17 protein-coding genes and 1 pseudogene are annotated in these 23551 nt (G+C 56.0%); 8 read left to right on the plus strand and 10 right to left on the minus strand.

The annotated features are described in order from the left end of the window. Positions 1-49 precede the first annotated feature (49 nt). On the minus strand, positions 50-2059 hold the full coding sequence (rep, locus tag ACN0UH_RS04585; protein WP_417660941.1) for a DNA helicase Rep: 2010 nt from the start codon (positions 2057-2059) through the stop codon (positions 50-52). A 580-nt stretch (positions 2060-2639) separates the two neighbouring features. Between rep and ACN0UH_RS04590 the strand changes: the two genes are divergently transcribed. Beyond that, positions 2640-4316 (plus strand): putative bifunctional diguanylate cyclase/phosphodiesterase, encoded by a 1677-nt coding sequence (locus ACN0UH_RS04590; protein ID WP_417660942.1) that lies wholly within the window; start codon positions 2640-2642, stop codon positions 4314-4316. Here the strand turns inward: ACN0UH_RS04590 and ACN0UH_RS04595 are convergent. Continuing rightward, positions 4313-5698 carry a NorM family multidrug efflux MATE transporter gene (locus tag ACN0UH_RS04595; protein WP_417660943.1) on the minus strand — a complete coding sequence of 462 codons (1386 nt, stop codon included), beginning with the start codon at positions 5696-5698 and terminating at the stop codon, positions 4313-4315. The two genes, ACN0UH_RS04590 and ACN0UH_RS04595, sit on opposite strands and share 4 nt — an antisense overlap. Positions 5699-5709: 11 nt before the next feature. Then, positions 5710-7038, minus strand: coding sequence for an NAD(P)/FAD-dependent oxidoreductase (locus ACN0UH_RS04600; RefSeq protein ID WP_417660944.1), 1329 nt, complete (start codon positions 7036-7038; stop codon positions 5710-5712). A 244-nt stretch (positions 7039-7282) separates the two neighbouring features. On the opposite strand from ACN0UH_RS04600, the gene ACN0UH_RS04605 reads away from it, so the two are divergent. The 3 genes and pseudogenes from ACN0UH_RS04605 to ACN0UH_RS04615 all read left to right on the plus strand — a co-directional run bounded on the left by ACN0UH_RS04605 (position 7283) and on the right by ACN0UH_RS04615 (position 10288). Beyond that, positions 7283-8203 carry a LysR substrate-binding domain-containing protein gene (locus ACN0UH_RS04605; protein WP_417660945.1) on the plus strand — a complete coding sequence of 307 codons (921 nt, stop codon included), beginning with the start codon at positions 7283-7285 and terminating at the stop codon, positions 8201-8203. A 108-nt stretch (positions 8204-8311) separates the two neighbouring features. Further along, positions 8312-9430: pseudogene (locus tag ACN0UH_RS04610) on the plus strand (Cache 3/Cache 2 fusion domain-containing protein); the annotation flags it as partial. A 135-nt stretch (positions 9431-9565) separates the two neighbouring features. Further along, a complete protein-coding gene (locus ACN0UH_RS04615; RefSeq protein ID WP_417661108.1) occupies positions 9566-10288 on the plus strand; it encodes a methyl-accepting chemotaxis protein in 723 nt (240 codons plus the stop codon). Between the two features lie 10 nt (positions 10289-10298). Here ACN0UH_RS04615 and ACN0UH_RS04620 read toward each other — a convergent pair whose 3' ends face one another. The 3 genes from ACN0UH_RS04620 to ACN0UH_RS04630 all read right to left on the minus strand — a co-directional run bounded on the left by ACN0UH_RS04620 (position 10299) and on the right by ACN0UH_RS04630 (position 16131). Then, a complete protein-coding gene (locus ACN0UH_RS04620) occupies positions 10299-11795 on the minus strand; it encodes a YifB family Mg chelatase-like AAA ATPase (protein ID WP_417660946.1) in 1497 nt (498 codons plus the stop codon). 157 nt (positions 11796-11952) lie between these two features. After that, positions 11953-15570, minus strand: a complete 3618-nt coding sequence (locus ACN0UH_RS04625; RefSeq protein ID WP_417660947.1) for an autotransporter outer membrane beta-barrel domain-containing protein — start codon at positions 15568-15570, stop codon at positions 11953-11955. Between the two features lie 282 nt (positions 15571-15852). Beyond that, a complete protein-coding gene (locus ACN0UH_RS04630) occupies positions 15853-16131 on the minus strand; it encodes an accessory factor UbiK family protein (RefSeq protein ID WP_417660948.1) in 279 nt (92 codons plus the stop codon). Positions 16132-16538: 407 nt separating this feature from the next. On the opposite strand from ACN0UH_RS04630, the gene glnK reads away from it, so the two are divergent. The 4 genes from glnK (at position 16539) to sutA (ending at position 20277) form a co-directional block, all read left to right on the plus strand. Further along, positions 16539-16877, plus strand: coding sequence for a P-II family nitrogen regulator (gene glnK / locus ACN0UH_RS04635; protein ID WP_003096476.1), 339 nt, complete (start codon positions 16539-16541; stop codon positions 16875-16877). 38 nt (positions 16878-16915) lie between these two features. After that, complete coding sequence (locus ACN0UH_RS04640; RefSeq protein WP_417660949.1) at positions 16916-18232, plus strand: ammonium transporter; 1317 nt, start codon at positions 16916-16918, stop codon at positions 18230-18232. Positions 18233-18306: 74 nt separating this feature from the next. After that, the gene (locus ACN0UH_RS04645) at positions 18307-19557 is read left to right on the plus strand and encodes an ammonium transporter (protein ID WP_417660950.1); all 1251 of its coding nucleotides are present in this window, start codon (positions 18307-18309) and stop codon (positions 19555-19557) included. A gap of 381 nt (positions 19558-19938) precedes the next feature. Beyond that, the gene (sutA, locus tag ACN0UH_RS04650; RefSeq protein WP_417660951.1) at positions 19939-20277 is read left to right on the plus strand and encodes a transcriptional regulator SutA; all 339 of its coding nucleotides are present in this window, start codon (positions 19939-19941) and stop codon (positions 20275-20277) included. A 78-nt stretch (positions 20278-20355) separates the two neighbouring features. Here the strand turns inward: sutA and ACN0UH_RS04655 are convergent, their stop codons facing one another. From ACN0UH_RS04655 to dapF, 4 genes are all read right to left on the minus strand, one after another. Then, positions 20356-21057: an HAD family hydrolase gene (locus tag ACN0UH_RS04655; RefSeq protein ID WP_417660952.1), complete on the minus strand. Its 702-nt coding sequence runs from the start codon at positions 21055-21057 to the stop codon at positions 20356-20358. Continuing rightward, entirely contained in the window at positions 21054-21950 is an 897-nt protein-coding gene (gene xerC / locus ACN0UH_RS04660; protein ID WP_417660953.1) for a tyrosine recombinase XerC, read from the minus strand. The genes ACN0UH_RS04655 and xerC overlap by 4 nt, the downstream gene beginning before the upstream one ends. 74 nt (positions 21951-22024) lie before the next feature. Then, positions 22025-22723 (minus strand): DUF484 family protein, encoded by a 699-nt coding sequence (locus tag ACN0UH_RS04665; protein WP_417660954.1) that lies wholly within the window; start codon positions 22721-22723, stop codon positions 22025-22027. After that, entirely contained in the window at positions 22720-23550 is an 831-nt protein-coding gene (gene dapF / locus ACN0UH_RS04670; RefSeq protein ID WP_417660955.1) for a diaminopimelate epimerase, read from the minus strand. Before dapF ends, ACN0UH_RS04665 begins: the two co-directional genes overlap by 4 nt. Position 23551 lies beyond the last annotated feature (1 nt).

The following is a 23551-nucleotide window of genomic DNA, read 5'->3' on the forward strand; positions in this document are numbered from 1 at the left end:
TTCAGCCATTCAGCTCTATACAGCCAACAGTTGAGCTATAGCTAACTGCCTATTTTTTCAGCATTGCCCTTAGGTCCGCCAGTGCCGCATTGCCACGGGCAGCTTTTACTTCAACTGGCGCCTCTTCCAGGCCTTCCCACTGCAAATCCTCTGGCGGCAATTCATCAAGGAACCGGCTGGGCGTGCATTCGATTATCTCACCGTATTGTTTACGCTTGGAGGCGAAGGTGAACGCCAGCGTTTCCCGTGCACGGGTGATACCAACGTAGGCTAGGCGACGCTCTTCTTCAATGGTGTCTGCTTCGATACTGGAACGGTGCGGAAGGATTTCTTCCTCCATGCCAATAATGAACACATACGGAAACTCCAGACCCTTGGATGCATGCAAGGTCAGCATTTGCACGCCATCAGCGCCTTCCTCTTCCTCTTGTTGGCGTTCGAGCATGTCACGCAAGACTAGCTTGCCGATGGCATCTTCGATGGTCATGTCGCCGTCTTCGTCGCGTTCCAAGGTGTTTTTCAACGCCTCGATCAGGAACCAGACGTTGCCCATGCGCGCATCAGCCACTTTGTCGTTGGACGCATTTTGGCGCAGCCAGTTTTCGTAATCGATGTCCATGACCATGCTGCGCAGTGCGGCGATTGGATCATTCTGCGCGCACTGCTGGCGTACGCCATCCATCCAGCGGGTGAAACGTGCCAACCGATCGGTGAAGCGGCTGTCGAGGTGTTCGCCAAGGCCGATTTCACCCGCCGCCTGATACATGCTGACTTTACGCTCGGTGGCGTAGTTGCCCAGTTTTTCCAGGGTTGCCGAGCCGATCTCGCGCCGCGGTACGTTAATCACCCGTAAAAAGGCGTTGTCGTCATCGGGATTTACCAGCAGGCGGAAGTAGGACATTAAATCCTTCACTTCCTGGCGCGCAAAGAAGCTGGTGCCGCCGCTGAGGCGATAAGGAATCTGGTGGTGCTGGAGTTTCAACTCCATCAGCTTGGCCTGATAGTTACCTCGGTAAAGAATCGCAAAGTCATTGTAGGGCCGGTCGGTGCGCAGGTGCAGGGTGAGAATTTCCATGGCCACCCGCTCGCACTCGGCATCTTCATTGCGACAACGGATCACGCGGATCTCATCGCCCACGCCCATATCACTCCAGAGTTGTTTCTCGAAGGCGTGCGGATTGTTGGAAATCAAAGTGTTGGCGCACTTGAGGATGCGGCTGGTCGAGCGGTAATTTTGCTCGAGCATGACAATCTTCAGCGATGGGTAGTCTTCCTTGAGCAGCATCAGGTTTTCTGGCCGGGCACCGCGCCAAGCGTAGATCGACTGGTCATCGTCGCCGACCACGGTGAACTGGTTACGCATGCCCACCAACAGTTTTACCAGCAAGTACTGGCTGGCGTTGGTGTCTTGGTATTCATCGACCAGTAGATAGCGAATGCGGTTCTGCCACTTTTCCAGAATGTCCGCATGTTCCTGAAACAGCTTGACCGGCATCAGGATCAGGTCATCGAAATCGACAGCGTTATAGGCTTTTAACGTGCGCTGGTAATGCAGGTAAACGATGGCCGCGGTTTGTTCTTTCGGGTTGCGCGCTTCGGCCAGCGCCTGATCGGGCAGAATCAGATCGTTTTTCCACGAGCCGATGTAGTTCTTGATCTCATCAATGCCGTCGTCACCGGCATACTCTTTTTGCATGATATCGCTGAGCAGCGCCTTAATATCGCCCTCATCGAAGATCGAAAAGCCCGGCTTATAACCCAAGCGCGCATATTCCTTGCGGATAATGTTCATGCCCAGGTTATGGAAAGTCGACACCGTCAAACCGCGCGCTTCAGCACCTTTGAGTAGCGTACCGACACGCTCTTTCATCTCGCGCGCAGCCTTGTTGGTAAAGGTCATGGCGACAATGTGCTGGGCGCGAATGCCGCAGTTTTGCACCAGATGGGCAATCTTGCGGGTGATGACGCTGGTCTTGCCGGAGCCTGCACCGGCGAGCACCAAAAGAGGGCCGCCGACGTAGTTCACGGCTTCCTGCTGCCGGGGGTTCAGTCGGGACATTACAGTTATCACATGGAGAGTGGGCGCGCATTTTAGCAGGCTCAGCGCTTTGTGCCTTGACCATCTGGAAGTGTGTGTTAGCGCACGGAGTCAGACGAGGTGGGCTTGGTTCTTTGGCGAATTACAGTAATCTTCCAGCGATGACAAAGATTCCGTAGTGGCTATATGCTTCCGTAGAGCCTCTGGGAAAGGTCGCGAGCGAGGGTAGTACAAAGCGCACCGGGCAGCGGGAATAACCGCCGAAGGGCGAACACCAGCGGAGGAGGGCCGGGAAACGCTCGCATCTAGCTGCTGCAAATGAGCGTCAGCCATCGCAATGCTTTCCCATCACCAAGGCCGTAGCACGGGTTGGCGCAAGGTATCGAGTGCGGTCGTTTTTCAGACGTTACAGAGGGCTGTGTTGTTGGTTAGAGTCTGCAGGGGGGCGGCGCTAGCCAGCACAGCTTAAAAGTGTGGTACTTGTCGAAGACTCGACTTTAGAGCAGGATGCTCCAGCGCAACAGGGATGTGCAGATTAGACGCCGAAAAAGGCGCGTTGGCGGAGAAGCCGCTGCATTATTTTTGTCTTTGGGGAGGTTGTTTGTCTGCGTACGTTGAGCCCTTAACGCTGATCCTGCTTGCCGAGGATTCCACCTGGCCTGAGTTAGTGCAGGCATGCCTTGAGCCTATGGACGGGGCGTACTCGCTCATCTCCGCTTCCTCTTGGGACATCGCGCGCAGCCTGGTGGACGACTACAGCCACAGCATTCTGCTGACTACGCCGACTCACCTGCATTCACTTGGCATCTGCCCGCTGCCGATTATTTTGTTGCTTGAGCAAGAACCTGTCGATGAGCCACAAGGCATCAACGATTGGTTGGTCCGCCCACAATTGACTCGGGATGTGCTGCGCCGTTGCCTGCGTTACGTGCGCGAGCAGGGTTCGCTCAAATACACGCTCAACCGTTTGGCTGAGCAAGATGCCTTGACCGGCATTGCTAACCGCCAAGGTTTTCAGACGTTGCTTTCGGCGCGTTTAGCGGCAGCGGATAGTCGCGGTTTGGCGCTTGGTCATCTTGATTTAGACAACTTTCGCCACGTTAACGATGCCTTGGGGTTTCAGGCTGGCGATAATTTGATCATGCAGGTGGTGGCTCGGCTCAAGTCGATTCTGCAATCGGGCGATCAACTGGCCCGATTAGGCAGTGATGAGTTTGCCTTATTGCTCGATACCCGGCGCGACCCGCTGCGCGTGGAGCGTTTCGCTGAGCGCTTGACCGAAGTGTTGGCAGAACCCTATTGGGTTGATGGCGAGAGCCTGATGCTCGGCTGTAGCCTGGGGCTGGCCCATGCCCGATCCAATGCGGGGCCTGACCCGTTGATGTGGCATGCGCACATTGCCATGCAGCAGGCTAAAAATCAGCAAGGTTGCACCTCATACATCTACGATGAACGCATCAATCACAATGCGCGCAGTCAAGCTGATCTTGAAAGTGAATTGCGCCGGGCCCTGCGTCGCGATGAGCTGGAGCTGCACTATCAACCGCGTTTGTGCCTGAAGACCGGCACTATTGTCGGGCTTGAAGCCTTGGTGCGCTGGCGTCACTCAACCCGTGGCCTGCTTGCTCCCAATGAGTTTGTACCGCTTGCCGAAGAAAGCGGTCTTATCGTACCGCTCGGTTATTGGGTTATTTCCCGTGCCTTGCGTGACATGCAATGGCTGCGGGGGCAGGGGTTGGCGCCACTGCATATGGCGGTCAATCTGTCGTTCCGCCAGTTTCAGGACAGCCAGCTGTTGCCAACGCTCAAGCGCTTAATCGATGAGCGTGGGATTGGTGCGCAGTGGTTGGAGTTTGAGCTGACCGAGACCGCTATCATGCGTCGCAGCGACCATGTGCGTCAGACCATGCTGGCGTTGGGGGAGTTGGGTGTGCGTTTCTCGCTGGATGACTTTGGCACTGGCTTTTCTTCGTTCGTGCACCTCAATAGCCTACCGATTACTTTGCTCAAGATTGATAAAAGCTTTGTCGGCGGCATGGGCGACCGTTCGGAGAACCGCTTGTTGGTGCGGGCAATGATCAACTTGGCGCATAACCTCAACTTGCAAGTGGTCGCTGAGGGCGTTGAAAACGCTGAGCAGCTCGCCATGTTGCGTCAGTTTGGTTGTGATCAGGCGCAGGGCTTTTTGATCAGCAAGGCCATCGCACTGAGCGATCTGGCGAAATTTCTGGCGTGCGATGCACCTAAGCTGCTGCCGGGCGTGAGTAAGAAAAACTAAGTGGCTGTTTCGCAAGCCTTGATATCCTCACTGGCCAGCATGCGGGCGGTTTTCCACTCAAAGCCCAGCGCCAGGCTGATGGCTGCGCATGCAAGACCGCTGGCCAATCCCCACCAGACACCTGCAGCGCCCCAGTTAAAGACAAATGTCAGCGCCCACGCCATGGGTGCACCAATCAGCCAGTAACACACCAGGCCGGTGTAAAACGTTGTTTTGGCATCCTTCAGGCCACGAATTGCGCCCATGGCGATGGTTTGAATACCGTCAAACAGTTCAAACCAGGCAGCAATTGCCAACAGGCTAACGGCCAACGCGACGATCGATTGGAACGCTGGGTCATCCGGGTCGAGAAATAAGCCAATGACCCATTGCGGTGCCAGCCAGAACAGCAAGGCAAAGCCGAGCATGCAGGTCGCGCCAAACATGATCCCCAGTCGGCCACTGCGCCGCGCCTCAAGCAGGCGGCCAGCGCCGTAATGCTGGCCAATCCGGAAGGTGACCGCATAGGAAATACCGACCGGCACCATAAAGGCGACGTACACCGATTGCAGGGCAATTTGATGCGCGGCCATCTGCGTACTGCCCAGCGCACCCATGCACAGCGCGGCAAAGGCAAATAACCCCGACTCCACTGCATAGGTGCCGCCGATGGGTAAACCAAGGCGAATCAGCTCCTTGAGCTCTTGCCAGTCCGGCTGCCATACACCACGTTGCAGCGGATACGCGTGATAGGCGCTGTGCCGCATCACATGCCAAGCCAGAAGTAAGGCCATGACGCTCATTACAATCGCGGTGACCAGGCCGATTCCAGCCAAACCCATGTGTGGCAGGCCAAACCAGCCTTTGATCAAGGCATAGTTGAGAATGAAGTTGGCCAGCGCACCACCAATGCTGATCGCCATGACCGGCCCCGGTCGGCCGATTGCGCTGGTAAAGCCGCGCAGCGCCATAAACGTCATGTAGCCGGGCAGGGCGAATACCAAAGTCGAGAGAAAGCGCATGGCTCGTTCAACGTTTTCCGGAGTTTGCTGGAAATGCTCCAAGGCTGGCTCAAGGTTCCACAACACTAATCCGGCCATCAAGGCCAAGCCCCAGCCCATCCATAAACCATTCTGGGTCAGGCGGGTGACGCCTGCTGTATCGGCAGAGCCATGACGAATAGCCACCAAGTTACCGACGGCGCCAATCGCCCCGACGCAGAAAATCGAGACGAACGAATAGCATGCCGCGCCAAGCCCGCCACCTGCCAGTTCTTGGGGGCCAAGCATGCCCATCATCACCGTGTCGGTGAAGACCATCAGCACATGCGCCAATTGCGCCGCGATAAGCGGGCCGGAGAGACGCAGAATAGCCAGCAACTCAATACGATTAGGGCTCGACATACGCGGGTTCTTTAGAAAAGTGAATAAGGTTTGCCAGCGCTGCCATCAGCAAAGCGACTGCTGCGAAACGCGCTTACATCGAGTGACGTCTTGCCCTGAGTCACCCATTGCTCCATCAGTTGACCGACGATTGGGCCCATGGCAAAGCCATGACCACAAAAGCCGGTGGCAATCAGTAAGCCGGGGATTTGGCTGGGCGCATCGAGTACTGGAATGCCATCGGGCAAGACGTCGATAAACCCAGCCCAACTTTCTACTACACGAACCTCATGCAATGCCGGAAAGGCGCGGGCCAAGGCTTTCTCTGCGGCTCTTACACGGCTTAGCTCGGGTCTGGCGTGTGGGTCGCGCTCGCCGAGCGCTTTATTCTCGCCGCGCAGTCGTAGCTTGATGTCGTGCAGCAACGCAGCATTTAGATGGAAGCGAAAACTGCGGTGGTGTTCCGGCAATAACGGTAAGTACCACGAGGCACCGCGCATAAAGTCCAAACTCAGGTCGACGTCAGCCTGCGCCTCATCCGCTAGGTTGAGGCTGCCGTCAGCACGTTGCCGAATACCGATACCGTGGCCAATAAAGCTGCAGCCACCAATGTCTGGAACCGGGCTGGTGCGCGACACCGTACTGCGCAGTGCTTGCTGGGGAATGTCCAGCCCAAGCGGTGCCAGCAAACGCCAACTGCTGGCCCCAGCAGCAATCAGCACGCGTGATGTTTTGACGTAGCCACGTTCGGTCTGCACGCCACAAATAGCGCCACCTGCTCGGTCGATAGCAGTGACGCCGCAGCCTTCGGCAAACACCACGCCTGCTTCCGCGCCACGCAGAGCATATCCCGGTGCTACCCGGCGCGGTTCAGCTTGGCCGTCACTGGCTGTGAATAATCCGCCTTTTGCCGGATTGGCCAAGGCGGGTAACTTGGCGGCGACTTCGCGGCTGCTCAGTAGCTGGGTATCGAGGCCATGGCTGGCGGCAACGGCCAGCCAATCATGGTACTGGCTCAGATGCTCATCATTTTCAGCCAGATACATGCAGCCGTCTTGCCGCCACTCCAAAGGTAACTGCAACTCATGCTCAAGCTGTTTCCACAACTTGATTGAGGCCATCATCAACGGCACTTCGGCGGGGTCGCGCGCCTGTTGACGAACAAAGCCCCAGGCCCGCGTCGATTGCTGGCTGGCCAGCCCGGCCTTGTCACAGACCAACACCGATAAGCCCTTTTGGCGCAGGTAATATGCGCTTGCACAGCCCATGATGCCTGAGCCGGCAATGACGATATCGACTTCGCGTGGCAACGGTGCTGCGCTGCTGATAGCGGGATGAAGTGGGTAGCTGCCATGTGACATAAAAAGGGCCAAGTTGAGTATTTGAGGAACCTCTGAAAAACTACTGCGCTAGGTATTACGGCGTTAAAAAATTGCTCAAAATGCTCATTTACAGCTCGTAAACTCCGCTTTCTCGCATTTTTTTGCCTTGTACTCCCGTCGCTCGCTACCTTTTTCAGAGGTTCCTTGGTCGTGCAGTATGTGAAAGTGCAGCGGCTTACTGCAAAATGAAAATATCTCTGTTTAGTATGAGTTTTAGTTATCAATGAGTCGCAAGCTACCGCCGTTATATGCACTGCGTGCCTTCGAGGCAGCCGCACGCCATTGCTCCTTTACCCAAGCGGGTGAAGAACTTGCGATTACGCAAAGCGCGGTGAGCCGGCATGTGCGCACGCTTGAGGAGTATTTCGACTGCCGTTTGTTCGAGCGCTGCGGGCGTAGTCTCAAGCTAACGGAGCCAGGTCATACCTTACTGCCCGGCTTGCGCGAAGGCTTTGATGCATTGGAGCGATCATGCGCACCTTTGCAGGCTGATGATGGAATATTGCGTTTAAAAGCGCCTTCGACCCTGACCATGCGTTGGTTGCTGGCCCGGCTTTCGCGGTTTCGTGCGCACAATGATGACATTGAGGTGCAACTGACCAGCGCATGGATGGATGTCGATAAAGTCGATTTCCTGCATGAACCCTTTGACTGCGCAGTACTGCTTAGCACCGGCAATTTTGCTGATGACTGGGAAAGTGAACTGTTATTCGCTGAGTGGTTGATCCCCGTGTGCGCTCCCGATGCTGCGCGCAATGGCGCTTGGGATCTGGCGCAACTGCAAAGCGCAGAATTGCTGCATCCAACCCCAGACCGCCGCGATTGGCGCCAGTGGTTACAGGCAATGAATCTGGCGGAGCACATACCGCTGCGCGGCGGGCAGGTGTTCGATACCCTGGAATTGGGCATGGTCGCGGCAGCGCGCGGCTACGGCGTGTCGATTGGCGATTTGGTGATGGTCGCAGAGGACGTTGAGCAAGGACGCCTTGCTTTACCTTGGCCAGCAGCGGTGCCGAGTGGTTGCAGCTATTACTTGGTATGGCCCAAGGCACGGCGTAATCAGCAGCGGTTCCAGCGTTTGCGTGACTATCTGGTCAGCGAGGTCGCGGCAATGCGCCTACCGCAGGTCGAATGGATTAAATAATCACCTGAGCGGTGCTTAAGTTCCCGGGGGCTGGGCCGATTAAGCCGACAGAGTAGTGATGCATCCTTTGATTTGGGTGCTCATGCGTATTATTTTGTCGGAGCTTTCATGAACCCATCCCGTTCCTCTATCACTCGGCAGCTGGCATTGGCGCTGGCGGTTGTCCTGACTGTCCTGATCAGCCTCAGCACAGTGTTCGCCTTGCGCTCTTTGAGTGATGCCAACGTGGCGATCCGTGAAGAACATTTGGCCAGCGAGTCGCGCTTGATGGCTGATCAGTTGAATACCTTCAACGCTAGTCTTCTTGAAAGCACGCAGCGTCTTGCGGGTCTGTTTGAGAAGCGCTTCAGTTCAGGAATGATCGTCCAGCCAACTGAGCGAATCAGCGTGGTTGGTGTGCAGACGCCTGCGCTGTATATCGGCGACGAGCTGCTCAACAATGCCTTCGAGCGCGTAGATGAGTTTAAAAACCTGACAGCGGGAGTGGCTACGGTATTCGTCCGTGATGGCTCTGAGTTCGTGCGAGTGACAACCTCGCTAACCAAACAAGATGGCAGTCGTGCCATCGGCACGGTGTTGGATCACAATCACCCTGCCTATCAGCGCTTGCTTGAAAACCAAAATTACGTGGGGCGCGCACTGCTGTTTGATCGCGCTTACATGACCCAGTACACACCGGTTACCGATAGTCAGGGTCAGGTGATTGCGGTGTTGTTTGTCGGCTTTGATTACACCGACACGCAAAACAGCCAGTTTGCAGCACTCAAAGATTTTCGTATTGGTAAGGCTGGTTCGCTGGCAATCTTCGATGCAAACGGCAAGTGGCTGGTTGCCCCCTTCGCTGCACAAACAACTGATTCAGCGCCTGCGCAACTGATAGAGCACTCGGCAACGCCCAGCCAAGGCATGATCTGGAGTGATGGTCAGCAAGACTTTTACAGCGTTAGCGCACCTTTCAACGCGGGTGGCTGGCAGGTGGTCGCAAGTATGCCGATGGCTGAAATTCAGGCGGTGACTTGGTCGCTCGGCTGGCAGCTAGCGATTGGCAGTCTGATAGCGCTGGTGCTGGCAGTTGCAGCGGTGATCTGGTTGCTGCGGCGTAAGTTGTTGCCGCTTGGCCAGCTGGTTAAACAAGCGCAGGCTCTAGGCGCTGGCGACTTGAGCGCACGCTCTACGCTCAGCGGCAATGATGAAATCACCGACCTTGCCAGTAGCTTCAACCAAATGGGTGAAGCGCTGGCGAGCATGGTTGCGCGTATTCGCAGTTCGGCACAGGCGGTTAGCAGCCGTGCTCAGGCGCTATCAGGCCTCTCCAGCGGTGCTTATGAGGGTATCGAGCAGCAGTCTGGTGAGATCAGCAGCATGGCCGGCGCAGTTGAGGAGTTCAGCGCAACATCCCTGAATATCGCCGACAATATGCGCCAGACCGAACGTCTGGCCAGTGACAACGCACAACAGACCAACATTGGGCGCAGCTCGATGGACGAGGCGTCAAAGGCACTTGAGCAGATCGCCCACTCACTGGACGCTACATCAGCGGTTATCAATACGTTGGGTCAGCGTTCGCAGGAGATCGGCGGTATTGTCAGCGTGATTACCTCGATTGCCGAGCAAACCAATCTGCTGGCTTTGAATGCGGCGATTGAAGCTGCACGCGCGGGAGAGCAAGGCCGTGGCTTTGCCGTGGTCGCTGATGAAGTCCGTAGCTTAGCGGGACGCACCCGTGATGCGACGACAGAAATTTCCAGCATGATCAGCAGCATTCAAACTGAAACAGCCAGTGCCATCAGCACCATGCAACAAGGTCAGTCGTTGATGAACGAAGGCTTGCAGCTTAATTCCCGGGTGGTCGAGGCGCTGGCGCAAATTGCCGAGCAAACCAGCATGGCCGGGGAGCAGTTTGCCTCAATCACCACCGCCACTTCAGAACAAAGCAGCACGGCGACAGCGTTGAGCAGCAATCTGCAAAGTATTGCCTTGGCCAATAACGAACAGCATCAAGTGATCGCTAACCTTGCAGAGACCGCCCGCGAGCTTGACGGCTTGGCTGGCGAGTTGCGCGATGAGGTTGGGCGCTTTCAGTAGCGCTACTGCATCAGCTCTGCGCATGACCGCGGTACTGCATTGCTTCAGCCAAATGCTGGCGGCTGATCTCGGCGGCGCACTCAAGGTCGGCCAAGGTGCGCGCAACTTTGAGTACGCGGTGAGCCGCACGTAGCGATAAAGCCAGTCGCTCACAGGCATTCTCCAGCCAGAGCTGATCATCTGCTTGTAATGGGCAGTGCTGGCGTAGGCCTGCCAGATCAAGGAATGCATTAGCGCAGCCTTGGCGTTGCATCTGTCGTTGTCGGGCGTTGGCAACATGGGCGGCGCCGGCTGCGGTGTCGCTCCCAGTGCTTTCCGGTACGTGCAGGGCCGTCGTTTCACGGGCCACGGTGACGTGCAAATCAATACGGTCGAGCAGGGGGCCGGATAATTTTGCCCGATAGCGTTGAATCTGCTCGCTGCTGCAACGACAGCGCCCGCTGGGGTCGCCGAGAAATCCACACGGACAAGGGTTCATGGCTGCAACCAGTTGGAAACGGGCTGGGAAACGCACCTTGTCACGGGCGCGGGCAATCACGATATGTCCGCTTTCAAGGGGTTCGCGCAGTACTTCAAGGACTTTGCGATCAAACTCAGGCAGCTCATCGAGAAACAGTACACCGTGGTGGGCAAGTGTTATTTCGCCGGGTTGCGGGCGACTGCCGCCACCAACCAAAGCTGGGCCGGATGCACTGTGATGGGGCGTTCGGAAAGGGCGCTGTGGCCATGCTGTCAGCGGGGTGTGGCTGGCCACCGAATGTATGGCTGCAACCTCCAGCGCTTCCTGTTCACCAAGCGGCGGCAATAAACCGGGTAAGCGGCTGGCGAGCAGAGTCTTGCCGGTGCCGGGCGGGCCGCTAAACAGTAGATTGTGGGAACCTGCTGCGGCGACCAGTAATGCACGCTTTGCCGCTAATTGGCCCTGTACTTCGGATAAGTCCGGGTAAGGCTGAGCATGGTGCAAGAGGCCTTTTGATTGGTACGGTGCGATCACCTCCAAGCCATTGAAGTGCGCTGCCAATTGCAATAAATGTCCTGCTGCAATTACGTTTAGACCAGAGGCGAGGCTGGCCTCTTCGGCGTTGGCGTTGGGCACCACTAACGTGCGGCCACTGGCTCTGGCAGCCAGAGCCGCTGGCAATACTCCGCGCACAGAGCGGATTTCTCCGGACAATGCCAGTTCACCCAGGCATTCGATGTTTTCAAGTGCAGTCGCGGGTATTTGCCCGCTCGCAGCGAGAATTCCCAAGGCGATAGCTAAATCAAACCGACCGCCGTCTTTGGGTAAGTCGGCGGGTGCCAAGTTGAGCGTGATGCGACGCGGGGGAAACTCGAATGCAGAGTTGAGAATGGCACTGCGTACCCGGTCTTTGCTTTCTTTCACCGCTGTTTCGGGTAGGCCGACCAATGCCAATGATGGTAAGCCATTGGCAAGATGAGCCTCGACCGTGACTGCAGGTGCATCAACACCGACTTGGGCGCGGCTGTGGACTATGGCCAGCGACATCGTTCACTCCTTGAAGTCTTGGTATCGCTTCCTGCGATATATCGAGAGTAACAGGTTCAGCTGGAGTGGTACGCAATCGGCTGGTTCAGCTATGGATTGTCGCTGAGCAATAAAAACGGAGCTTGAAGGCTCCGTTTTTATTGCTTGTAGCTGGTGCTTAAAACCTCAAGCGCATGCCTACGGTGCCGTTGACGGCAGTGCTGTCGCCGAAGTTATTCACAGATGAATCGACAGACACCTCGCCATATAGCGAGAGTTTGTCTTCGTTCCAGTTATAACTTCCGCCTACACCGAGGCCAGTCCAGAGACGTTCAGGACGGTTTTTGAATTTTACGTCGGCGACATCAACCTGCGTTCCATCGAGAAACTCGTAGTACAGATTGCTGATTGCGTAGACATGGCTGCGGCGGATTTTGTTGGTGTCATCCAGCCAGCGACTGTCGTGATCAAGCGACACACCAATGCGTGAGCGCAGGCTATCGGCAGAGTCCAGCGAGGTGCGGGTGTTGAACTCATCAGTGAAGCTGTCGAAATCAACGCGCGAGTAGATCAGTTGCGCTTGTGGCGTCAGGGTCAGGGTTTTATTGAGTTCAAGTTGCTTACCGCTCTCGACGGAGAAAGCGTAGCCAAAACCATCGTTATCCGACGTCAATCGAGCATCTGTTTCGTCAGAATCGATATCGGTTTTGTACCAGGTTGCCGATGCTTGCGAGTCAACATAAAACCCATTTTCTTGCAGCCAAGTTAGCGTCAAACCTGCACCGTAACCACGGCTGTCGATATTGCCGTCACCGAAAAATGATTCAACCTGCGAGTCAGATGTTCCGTAGTGCGCGGTCACGCCGCCAATCAGCTTGTTGCCGAGTTCATCCTCGTTAAGCAAGGCATCGAGACCGGCTTGCATCTTCCAGCGATTGGTTTCCGAGTCTGCATCTATGGTTCCGGCATTTGGGCGGTTACGTTGATAGGTGCCTTCCACGCGAGCCCAGCTGGCACCGTTTTCGATATAGGTTTGCTCGCCGTCCATGCTGGAGGTTGTGCTGGTTTGGGCTGCGCCACTGGCGGCGTGCCAGTAACGATTGCCAACACGCTGTTGCATGGTTGGCAGGCTGTTCATATCAAGCAGCGCTTGGCCGTACTGCTGGTACAGCGCGGCGGCAGGGCTATAGCGCGGTTCGCTCGGAATTACAGGCACTGCAGGCATTGCTGGATCGACAGGAGCATCTGGGGTTGCCGTCTCAATGGCCGAACTCAGGTACCAGTCGCCAGTTTCTGCCTTTTGCAGCGTGTAGGCATAGGCGCCGGCGACAACAGCTTGTTGATTATCTTTGGTCACGATGTCGCCATTGAGCGCAAACACACCGTTTGAGGTGCCGGTTACTTCCACAACTTCGATGCCATTGTGGGTCTGAGCGCCAGTGCCGCCGAGATTGTTGACGCTAAGCGCAGTGTTACCTGCGGAGTTGCCTTGAATCACCAGCTTGTCGGTTAACGAATTATCGCCGCCGAGCACGCTGTCGATTTTCAGGCTGGCGTCTTGGCCACGGTAATTGCCGGAGGCGCCGTCTGGATTGGTTGCGACGGCAAAACGATCGCCCGCGCTGTTGTTTTGCAGATCAATGGTGCCACGGTTGTTAACGTCACCCGTCACTGCAAAGTTTGATTGTGTGGTGCGTACAGTGGCGCCTGGATTGATGATCAAACCTCGCTCGATTGCATCGTCGCTGCCGCCAACGGTGAGGCCCGATGCGCCAAACTTGATGCGGGTGCCTGCATCGAGAACCACCGTTTCCCAGTTCTGCAGGGTGTCAGCAGCGATATCTCGCTCGCCACCGGCAAAGGTCAGCGTGTCGCCGCCCCCATTGAGGTTGTCATAGACGCCGTCTCCGCCATCGAAAATGCTAACGGCTGAGATGTCTGCATCGGTAACAATAGTTGCACGGTCGGCACCCATGCCGAGCACGATCTTGCCACCGGTTGTGCTGCCCGCTAACAGGTTTAACTGATCATCACCGGCGTTGGTGAGGATATCACCGTTAATAGTGCCCGCACTGTTGATCGTGCTGTTACCGCTGCCGTCGAGAATCGCGATCCCCGAGGCGGCGCTTACGTTGGCTGTTGCGCCTAGGTCAACGCTGCCATTGGCTTGGGTGCTGGTTTTGATGCCTGCGCCCTGACTGCTGCCGCCGATCAACGTACCTGCGGCATTAATCGTGTAGCGTTGCTCGGGTGAAACCGCTTGAGCAACGATCGCCGAAGCATTTTCTCCACTCGTTTGAACGCTTGCCATTGGCCCTTGGCTAACGTTTACATCGCCGCTAATCGAGTAACCATAAAGGCCATGGCTGCCATTTCCTGTGGTGGTAACTGTACCGCCACTTTGGTTGATGCTGCTGTTACCTGAGCCGGTGGCTTCTGCCAGAATCCCGTGACTCAGTTGGTCAAAGTCACCCGTGCCGCGGGTACTGATACTGCCGCCAGACTGGTTGATGGTGACATTACCTTTGCTCAATGGATCACTCTGTGCCAGCAAGCCGACAGCGCTATTACCTTTGGTGGTGACCGTGCCGCCGCTGAGGTTGATGATGCTGTCGTTGTCGATCCGGCTGGCGGCACTGTTATCGGCTTGGACAAAGATACCTTCAGCTTCTTCGGCGAAGGTGGTGATGCTGCCGCCCGTCATGTCGACCTGGGCTACGCCGGTGCCGCCGCGTACCAGCGCATAGGCACCTTCGGAGTCATAACCGCTGCTGGCGGTGCCGGTGGTAATACTGCCAGCACCAATTTCGATGCGAGCATCACCGCTGCTGTTTTGTACGCGCAAGGCATCAGACGCATCTCCAAGAGTGGCGAGCGATGCTCCGGGCGTATTGAACACTATCAGCGAGTTCTTGCCGTTGTTGGTATTGCCGCCAGCCGTGTCGATGATCACGTTGCCGCCATTGGCGACGTATATACCTTCGTTATTGTTGTCGCTGACGCTGATGTTGACGTTTTCTCCCTTGATGATCACGGCGTTATTCTCGCCGGTGGCAATAATGCCAAAGCCTTCGGAGCGACTGCTGAGGTTAGCCAAATCAATTCGTGAGCCCGCTGTTCCATTGGCCTCAATCGCGCGGCTGACCACCTCAAGCGTTGTGTCGCCCTGCACCTTGATGCTGGCGCCGTTACTCGCACGTAAGCCGTGTTCAAGTTTAACCGCGGGTTTATTGCTGGTGCCTGCGAGGCCACGGGAGACGGCATCAAGGTTGCCGTTAAGCAAAATGCTGCCTCGGTTTGCGTCAACCGCGATGGAATCCGCCTGCGTGGTGATAAGGCGGGTGTCGCCGCCGACTACAATCGAGCCGCTGTCGGTCGAGCGTATAAGCTGACCGGTTTCGGTACCTTCTGCGCCGTTCAGGATACTGGTGAGGTTGCCCTCAATACTCAAGGCTGCATTGCGAGCAAACACCACAGCGCGATTACCGTCAGGCGTGCTTGGTAAAACCTCGGCACGGATGTCTGGCGCGGTCAGCGTTAGCGAACTGCTGGCGCTGCTGCGTATCGGCACATTGATGGTGTTTGAGGTAAAGCTGGTGCCTGCGCTGGTGCAGGTTGAGCCTTCAGTGGCACCGACGCCTGGCTGGGTGACACATGCCGCATAAGCGCTGTTGGAGCCGCTAATCGTCAAAGCCAGAAGTGCGCTGAATGATGCGCACTGCAAGGCACAGAGTTGACGTCCCGCACGTACGGTGAACGCCGGAGTGGTGGAGCTTTTTTTCATGGTCCGCTTCATGATCGACTTCCTTTGTCGTAATCTTCGAGGCGCATCAAGGCCGCACAGATCCATCTGCTTAAAGGCCTAATGTTGAAAGTTGATCTTATCCGGCAGGGGCTGCGTTCAGACACTGTCTGCAAGAATTGTTTAGATTTTCAGCAGATTTCGGTGGTGCGACCAGCGAGGCTTGCACCGTGGGTCGCGGTCAACTATTGAAATCGGAAGGGGTACACGGCCCGTAGACACCTACATGAGTCTGGTATGCCATTGCGGCTACACAGCGGTGCTACAGGCGGGTGCTTATTGCTCGTTGGACGCTGTGTTGCCAGGCGCTGACTCTTTTGCTTCTAGTTCGAGGACTTTGGCTTCGAGTGCCTCTAATCGTGCACGCGTGCGAGCCAACACGACCATCTGGCTGTCGAATTCTTCGCGGCTAACCAAATCCAGCTTGCTGAATCCACTTTGCATCAGCGCTTTGAATTGCGCTTCGAATTCAGCGCGGGGCAGCGGCGTATCACCATTGAACAGGCGCGTAGCACCGGCGGTGAGGGCGTCGAGCAGAATTTTTGGTGGCAACATGACTAACTTCCAATTGCGGTGGGCCGAAAGTGTAACACGCAGCGTCGAGTGCACTGATTGTGTGGTCTGCACGATTATTGCGCGCGATGCTCTCTGGCGATGCACTGTTGTTGTGCATTAAATCATTGAAATTCGTGCTGTTATGCCTGTTGTAGCGCCTAAGTACATGAAATGACGCAGCTTTATCATGTTTGGCAAGCTTTCTGCTTAGCTCCAAGTGAAAGATGCACTGATGCGGTTCCGGTGCGTTAGTCGGAGCACAGGAGTGTTTCGTCAGGAGCGGTTGGTGGGTATTGGTCTTGCCGAGTTAGAGCAGCCAATGCATTACAAAAGCCAGGCACTGCGCTTAGACTTGGCTCGGGTTTGCAATTCCTGGGGCAAGTCCACCTTACACGGGAGAGAGTTACATGAAGCTAGTTACTGCCATCATCAAGCCGTTCAAGTTGGATGACGTCCGCGAGTCACTGTCGGAGATCGGCGTGCAGGGCATCACTGTTACTGAAGTCAAAGGCTTCGGTCGTCAGAAAGGCCACACCGAGCTGTACCGCGGTGCTGAATACGTTGTCGACTTTTTGCCAAAAGTGAAAATCGACGTGGCAATCGCTGACGATCAACTGGATCGCGTCATCGAAGCCATCACTAAAGCTGCCAACACCGGCAAGATTGGTGACGGCAAAATTTTCGTAGTTAACCTGGAACAGGCCATTCGTATTCGTACCGGCGAAACCGATACCGACGCGATTTAAGCCCCAAAAAAACCGAACCCCGCCCCAGGAGTTAAACCATGACTCTGCGAAAAATCGCAGGGCTAGGAGCCCTTTTGTCCCTCGTTTTGCCAAGCGTTGCGATGGCTGACGAGGTTGTACTGAACAGCGGCGATACCGCGTGGATGATTGTTGCCACTGCGCTCGTGCTGTTCATGACCATTCCTGGCTTGGCACTGTTTTATGGCGGCATGGTGCGTTCCAAAAACGTGCTGTCGGTAATGATGCAGTGCTTCGCTGTTACTTGTCTGGTCAGTCTGTTGTGGGTCATTTATGGCTACAGCATGGCGTTTGACACCACAGGAATGGAAGAAGGCGTTGTTAACTTCAACTCCTTTGTGGGCGGCTTGTCGAGAGCATTCCTCAGCGGTTTGGGGACTGACAGCCTTGTCGCCGCGGTTCCTGAAAGCGTGTTCATCACCTTTCAAATGACCTTTGCCATCATCACGCCTGCTCTCATCGTCGGCGCATTCGCTGAACGCATGAAGTTCTCCTCAATGCTGGTCTTCATCACCGCGTGGTTCACCTTGGTCTATGCACCAATGGCGCACATGGTATGGGGTGGCGTGGGTGGCTTGCTGTGGGATTGGGGCGTGCTCGATTTCGCGGGCGGTACTGTCGTGCACATCAACGCCGGTGTGGCTGGCTTGGTGGCGTGCCTGGTACTGGGTAAGCGCAAGGGTTATCCAACCACGCCAATGGCTCCGCACAATCTGGGTTACACCTTGATTGGCGCGGCAATGCTTTGGGTCGGCTGGTTCGGTTTTAACGCAGGTTCTGCTCTGGCAGCGAACGGCACGGCGGGTATGGCCATGCTGGTTACTCAAATCGCCACGGCTGCTGCGGCACTGGGCTGGATGTTTGCTGAGTGGCTGACACACGGCAAACCAAGCGCACTGGGGATTGCCTCGGGCGTGGTTGCGGGTTTGGTTGCAATTACCCCAGCCGCCGGAACTGCAGGCCCTATGGGCGGGCTGGTTATCGGTCTGGCGTCAGGGGTTATCTGCTTCTTCTGTGCCACTAGCCTGAAACGCAAACTCGGTTACGACGACTCACTTGATGCCTTTGGTGTTCACGGTGTCGGCGGAATCGTCGGGGCATTGCTCACCGGTGTATTTGCAGCACCTGCATTGGGCGGTTTTGGTGAAGTTGAAAACATTGCAGCGCAACTCTGGATCCAGTTCGAGGGCGTGATCTTCACCGTGGTTTACACCGCGATTGTGACCTTTGTGATTCTCAAAGTGATCGATTTGGTAATGGGGCTGCGGGTCAGCGATGAAGAAGAAACTGTCGGTCTGGATCTCGCCCAGCATAACGAGCGTGGCTACAACCTGTAAGCACACAGAGCGCGCCCCTTCGGGCGCCCTAACCGAATAGCGCTATTGATAAGGCGCACGGCACGAGGTGACATATGGACAACACAGCATTGACAGCATTGACGTACGGTTTTGACACCTTCTACTTCTTGATATGCGGCGCATTGGTGATGTGGATGGCGGCGGGTTTCGCCATGCTCGAATCCGGTCTGGTGCGTGCCAAGAACACCACCGAAATTTTGACCAAGAATATCGCACTGTATGCGGTTGCCAGCGTCATGTATCTGGTCATCGGTTACCACATCATGTATTCCAGCCCTGAAGGCGGCATTCTGCCAAGCCTCGGCTTTTTGATTGGTAGCGAGCACAGCGCTGAAGCCGTTTTGGCGGGTGGCGACGATGCACCGTACTACTCATTGCGTTCGGACTTCTTCTTTCAGGTGGTGTTCGCTGCCACTTGTATGTCGATCGTTTCCGGTGCGGTTGCCGAGCGTATGAAGCTTTGGGCGTTTCTGGCCTTCGCGGTGGTGATGACCGGTTTCATCTATCCCGTACAAGGTTTCTGGAAATGGGGCGCGGGCTTCCTTAACTCTGCAGGTTTCCTCGACTTCGCAGGTTCTGGCGTAGTGCACATGGCGGGTGCTGCTGCGGCTCTGGCGGGTGTTCTGCTGCTGGGTGCACGTAAAGGTAAATATGGCGCTAACGGCCAGATTAACCCGATTCCGGGTGCTAACTTGCCAATGGCCACGTTGGGTACATTCATTCTGTGGATGGGCTGGTTTGGTTTCAACGGCGGTTCGCAGTTGAAGATGAGCACCATTGAAGATGCCAACGCTGTTGCTCAGGTGTTTGTTAACACCAACATGGCTGCAGCGGGTGGTTTGATTGCAGCGCTGTTGGTGGCGCGCATCCTGTTCGGCAAAGCTGACCTGACCATGGCCCTTAACGGTGCGTTGGCTGGTCTGGTTGCGATCACCGCTGAACCGCTGACCCCTGGTGCCCTGCAAGCCACGATGATCGGCGCTGTTGGGGGTGTATTGGTGGTGTTCGCCATCATCGGCCTCGACAAGCTCAAGCTCGATGATCCAGTGGGTGCGATTTCGGTACACGGAGTGTGCGGTATTTGGGGTCTGCTGGCTGTTTGCCTGACCAACCCTGACGCAACCTTGGGTGCTCAGTTGCTGGGTATTGCTTCGATCTTCGCTTGGGTATTCATCGCCAGCCTGATCGTTTGGGCAATCATCAAAGCGGTTATTGGCCTGCGGGTTAGCGAAGAAGAAGAATACGAAGGTGTGGATATTGCCGAGTGCGGTATGGAAGCTTATCCAGAATTCACCAAGTCATAATTCACTGGCAGGTTCTAGCGTCAACGCTGGTTAAATAATAACGGCGCATGCTCCATCAGCAACACCACAGCCCAGCTAGCGGATTTACTTTGAGTAAATTGCGCAACTGGGCTTTTTTTTACGTTTGAGTTTCGGGTGGTAAGCAGCGTTGTTAAATAAACGATAGCTGCTACTTTTACTTTGTTTTTTCTGGAGGCGCGCTAGAATGCGCGCCGTTGGGCTCAGTCTTTTTGCAGTGACTGATACCGGCCCGAGCAAACTGGCAAAGGACGCCTCAAGCGACTTTTGTCTGGCAAGGGCATTTGAATTTTTGCTGGCGGTGTACGAAATTTACGCAGCTGGGCTATAACTAATCTGCTTTCGCATTTCATGAGGCTAAACATGAGCGACGAAGATCTCGAACAAGAAGAGTTGGATGGGGCTGACGAGGACGATGGTGAGGATCTTGCTGCGTCTGACGATGGTGACCCAAGTATTGATGACGATAGCGATGACGACATTGCCGCGCCTTCCGGCAAAAGCAAAAGCAAAAAAGCTAAAGCTGCGGTAGACCCGGAAGATTTGCCAAGCGTTGAAGCCAAGCAAAAGGATCGTGACTCACTGGCTCAGGCCATGGAGGAGTTCCTGGCACGTGGTGGTAAAGTGCAAGAGGTCGAACCTAACGTGGTTTCTGACCCGCCGAAAAAGCCGGACAGCAAATACGGCAGCCGCCCTATTTGAGTGTTCGCTTAATCAAAAAAACCTGCTTAGAGCAGGTTTTTTTGTAGCTGACGATTGGTCAATCCACAAACGCCGGCCTTAACCGGCCAACCAACTGCTCAGGAGTTCGGGTAATTGCGCCAAGCTGCTGACTTCACCGTCTGGTGGGGCTTGGTCGGGCCAGGTTCGATTTAGTGGGTTGAACCAGATGGCGCGCATGCCAGCGGCTTGTGCGCCCGCGATATCGTCGCTCGGGTGGTCGCCGATATGTACCGCGAACTCTGCGCCGACATTCGCGTGCCTAAGCGCTTCTTGAAAGGGTTTAGGATCTGGCTTGCCAATCCCTAAGTCTTCAGCGCACAAGGCAAATTGAAAATAATCGGCCAAACCCAAGCGCCGAACATCGGCATTGCCATTGGTGATCACCCCGAGTTGGAACTGAGCAGCCAGCGCCTCAAGGGTCGGGTGCACCTCGGCAAACAGTTCAACTTGATGGCGGGCGGCCAAGAACACCTGAAAACCGGCCTCAGCCAGCGCTGAAGCTTCTTTCTCGACATAACCTGCACCTTGCAAGGCATTGAGCAGAATACGCCGACGAAGTTCGCTCAGGCGGTGTTTAAGGGTTGGCTCTTGCTCCAGCAACTGATTGCGAATCTGCCACAGGTGCTCAACTGGCACGGCACCTAACTTGGGCGCATACATGGTCAGCCAGTTACGCAGCGCGGCCTCGGCGTCTTGCATCACCGGCGTGACATCCCACAAGGTGTCGTCGAGGTCAAAAGTGATTAGCTTGATGGTCATTCACTGCTGCCTTTGCGTTTGGCCCGTGGATGGGCGCTGTCATAAACCGTGGCCAGGTGCTGGAAGTCCAGGTGGGTATAGATTTGCGTCGTGGCAATATCGGCGTGCCCAAGTAGTTCTTGTACCGCGCGCAGGTCTTGCGACGACTCCAGCATATGGCTGGCAAACGAGTGCCTGAGCATGTGCGGGTGCAGGTTCTGCCCAAGCTCACGAACCCCGGCCTGGCGTACCCGCAATTGCACGGCGCGGGCGCCAATACGCTTGCCTTTCTGGCTGACGAACACCGCGCCATCTGCTGGTGCGCTTAATGCCCGCATTGGCAGCCAGTTTTCCAACGCTTGGCGGGCCATGCGCCCCACTGGCAGCTCGCGGGTTTTATTGCCTTTACCCTGCACGCGGACTAACCCTGCCGCTAAATCGAGGCCGTCCAGGTTGAGGCTGACCAACTCGGACAAGCGCAGGCCGGAGGAGTAAAACAATTCGAGAATGGCTTGGTCGCGCAGGGCGATAAAGTCGTCCTCGACTGCGCCGTCGAGCAGTTGCCCAGTGCGGTCGGCATCCAGCGTCTTGGGGAGGCGGCGCTCACCTTTGGGCGGCATTAAGCCACTGGCCGGATCGTGCTGGCAGTGACCTTCGCGAATCAAATAGCGGTACAGCCCACGTGTTGCCGAAAGCAGGCGCGCCAAGCTGCGACTGGACTGACCTTGCATATGCAGATGAGCGACCAGTCGGCGCAAACGCGAGGTGTCGAGTTGGTTCCAATCAGCCAATTGTTCACGCTGACAGAAGCCCAGCAACTTGCTCAGGTCGCGGCTGTAGCCATCCAACGTATGCGCCGAGACTTGGCGCTCACTGCGAAGGTGTTCGAGGTAGGCGTCGATGCGAGCTTGCATGGTGACTCCTGAGGCGCCGCTTGCGCTGGATGGCTAACGGCTGCAGGGATGACGTTGCAGCCACCTATGTAGCCTTAGCGAACTGAGCGAAGCGGGGTCGCAAAGCGGGGCAGTACACGTGCTAGCACTTCAGCGATGTAGCCGAGGAATAAGGTACCCAGCGAGCTTTTGTAATGTTGCGGATCGGTGCTGCCAATGGCCAAGACGCCATGGGTGCCCTGATGAGTGATTGAAACCACCGCCGCCGAGCCGACATTTCCAGCTTCGCTCTTGCCGAACAAGAATGCCAGTTCGTGTTCACGCAATACGCCGCAAATGGTTTTGCCGCCTGCCAGCAAGCCACCAATGGCTTGATGCGCTTCGCTGCTGCTCATCGAGCGACCGACCGGCAGGGGATTTTCGCTGAACAGGATAAGGCTGACGAAAGGCACCTGAAACTCACTGCGCAAGCTGTCTTCAACACAGCTGACGACTTCTTCAAGGCTGGCGGCGTCGAGCATATCGAGAACCAGGCGACGGGTTTTCTCGAACAGCCGGTCGTTGTCGCGTGCCACATCCATTAGTTGTGACAAACGATGGCGCATGTCGATATTGCGCTCGCGCAGCAGGTTTACCTGACGCTCGACCAAAGAGACCGTGTCGCCACGTTGATGCGGAATGCGCAGCTCTGGAATCAAGTCATCGTGGTCGATGAAAAACTCCGGGTGCAGGCGCAAATATGCGGCCACGGTGGCTGAGTCGAGGGTTTTTGGTGAATCCTGCTGGTCACTCATAAGCGAACTTGTCCTTCGTAAACGCGTACGGCGGGCCCGGTCATCATAACGGGCTGGCCGGGGCCTGCCCATTCAATTAAGAGTTTGCCACCTGGCAGTTCTAGTTGCACCGGCGAATCCATCCAGCCTTGGCTGATGGCGGCTACCGCAGCGGCGCAAGCGCCGGTGCCGCAGGCTTGGGTTTCACCTGCGCCACGCTCCCACACGCGCAATTTACCGCGCTGGCGATCAATCACCTGGAGGAAGCCAACGTTAACCTTCTGTGGAAAGCGCGGGTGGTGCTCAAGTTTAGGGCCTAAACCGTGAACCGCAGCGGTTTCGACGTTATCCACACGCAACACCGCATGGGGGTTGCCCATGGACACGGCGGCGAGCTCAACAGTTTCACCGTCGACCTCAACCCGATAGCTAAGCGCTTGCGCGTCCGCTTGAAACGGAATCTGTTCTGGCGCTAGGCGTGGCGGGCCCATGTTGACAGTGATTTGGCCATCGTTGCGAACGTTGAGCTCGATGATGCCGCCTTTGGTCTCGACCCGAATTTGCCTTTTAGACGTCAGCCGTTTGTCCAGCACAAAGCGCGCAAAGCAGCGTGCACCGTTGCCGCATTGCTCAACTTCGCTACCGTCTGAGTTGAAGATGCGATAGCGGAAATCAACATCCGGATTGCTCGGGGGCTCAACCAGCAACAACTGATCGAAGCCGACGCCCGTGAAGCGGTCGCCCCACTGCTTGGCGTTTTTAGGCTGAATGTGCGCGTGCTGGCTGACCAGGTCGAGGACCATGAAGTCATTGCCGAGGCCGTGCATTTTGGTAAAGCGCAATAACATG

Origin of the sequence: Pseudomonas sp. (genome assembly GCF_048265905.1) — a bacterium.
GTDB lineage: Bacteria > Pseudomonadota > Gammaproteobacteria > Pseudomonadales > Pseudomonadaceae > Aquipseudomonas.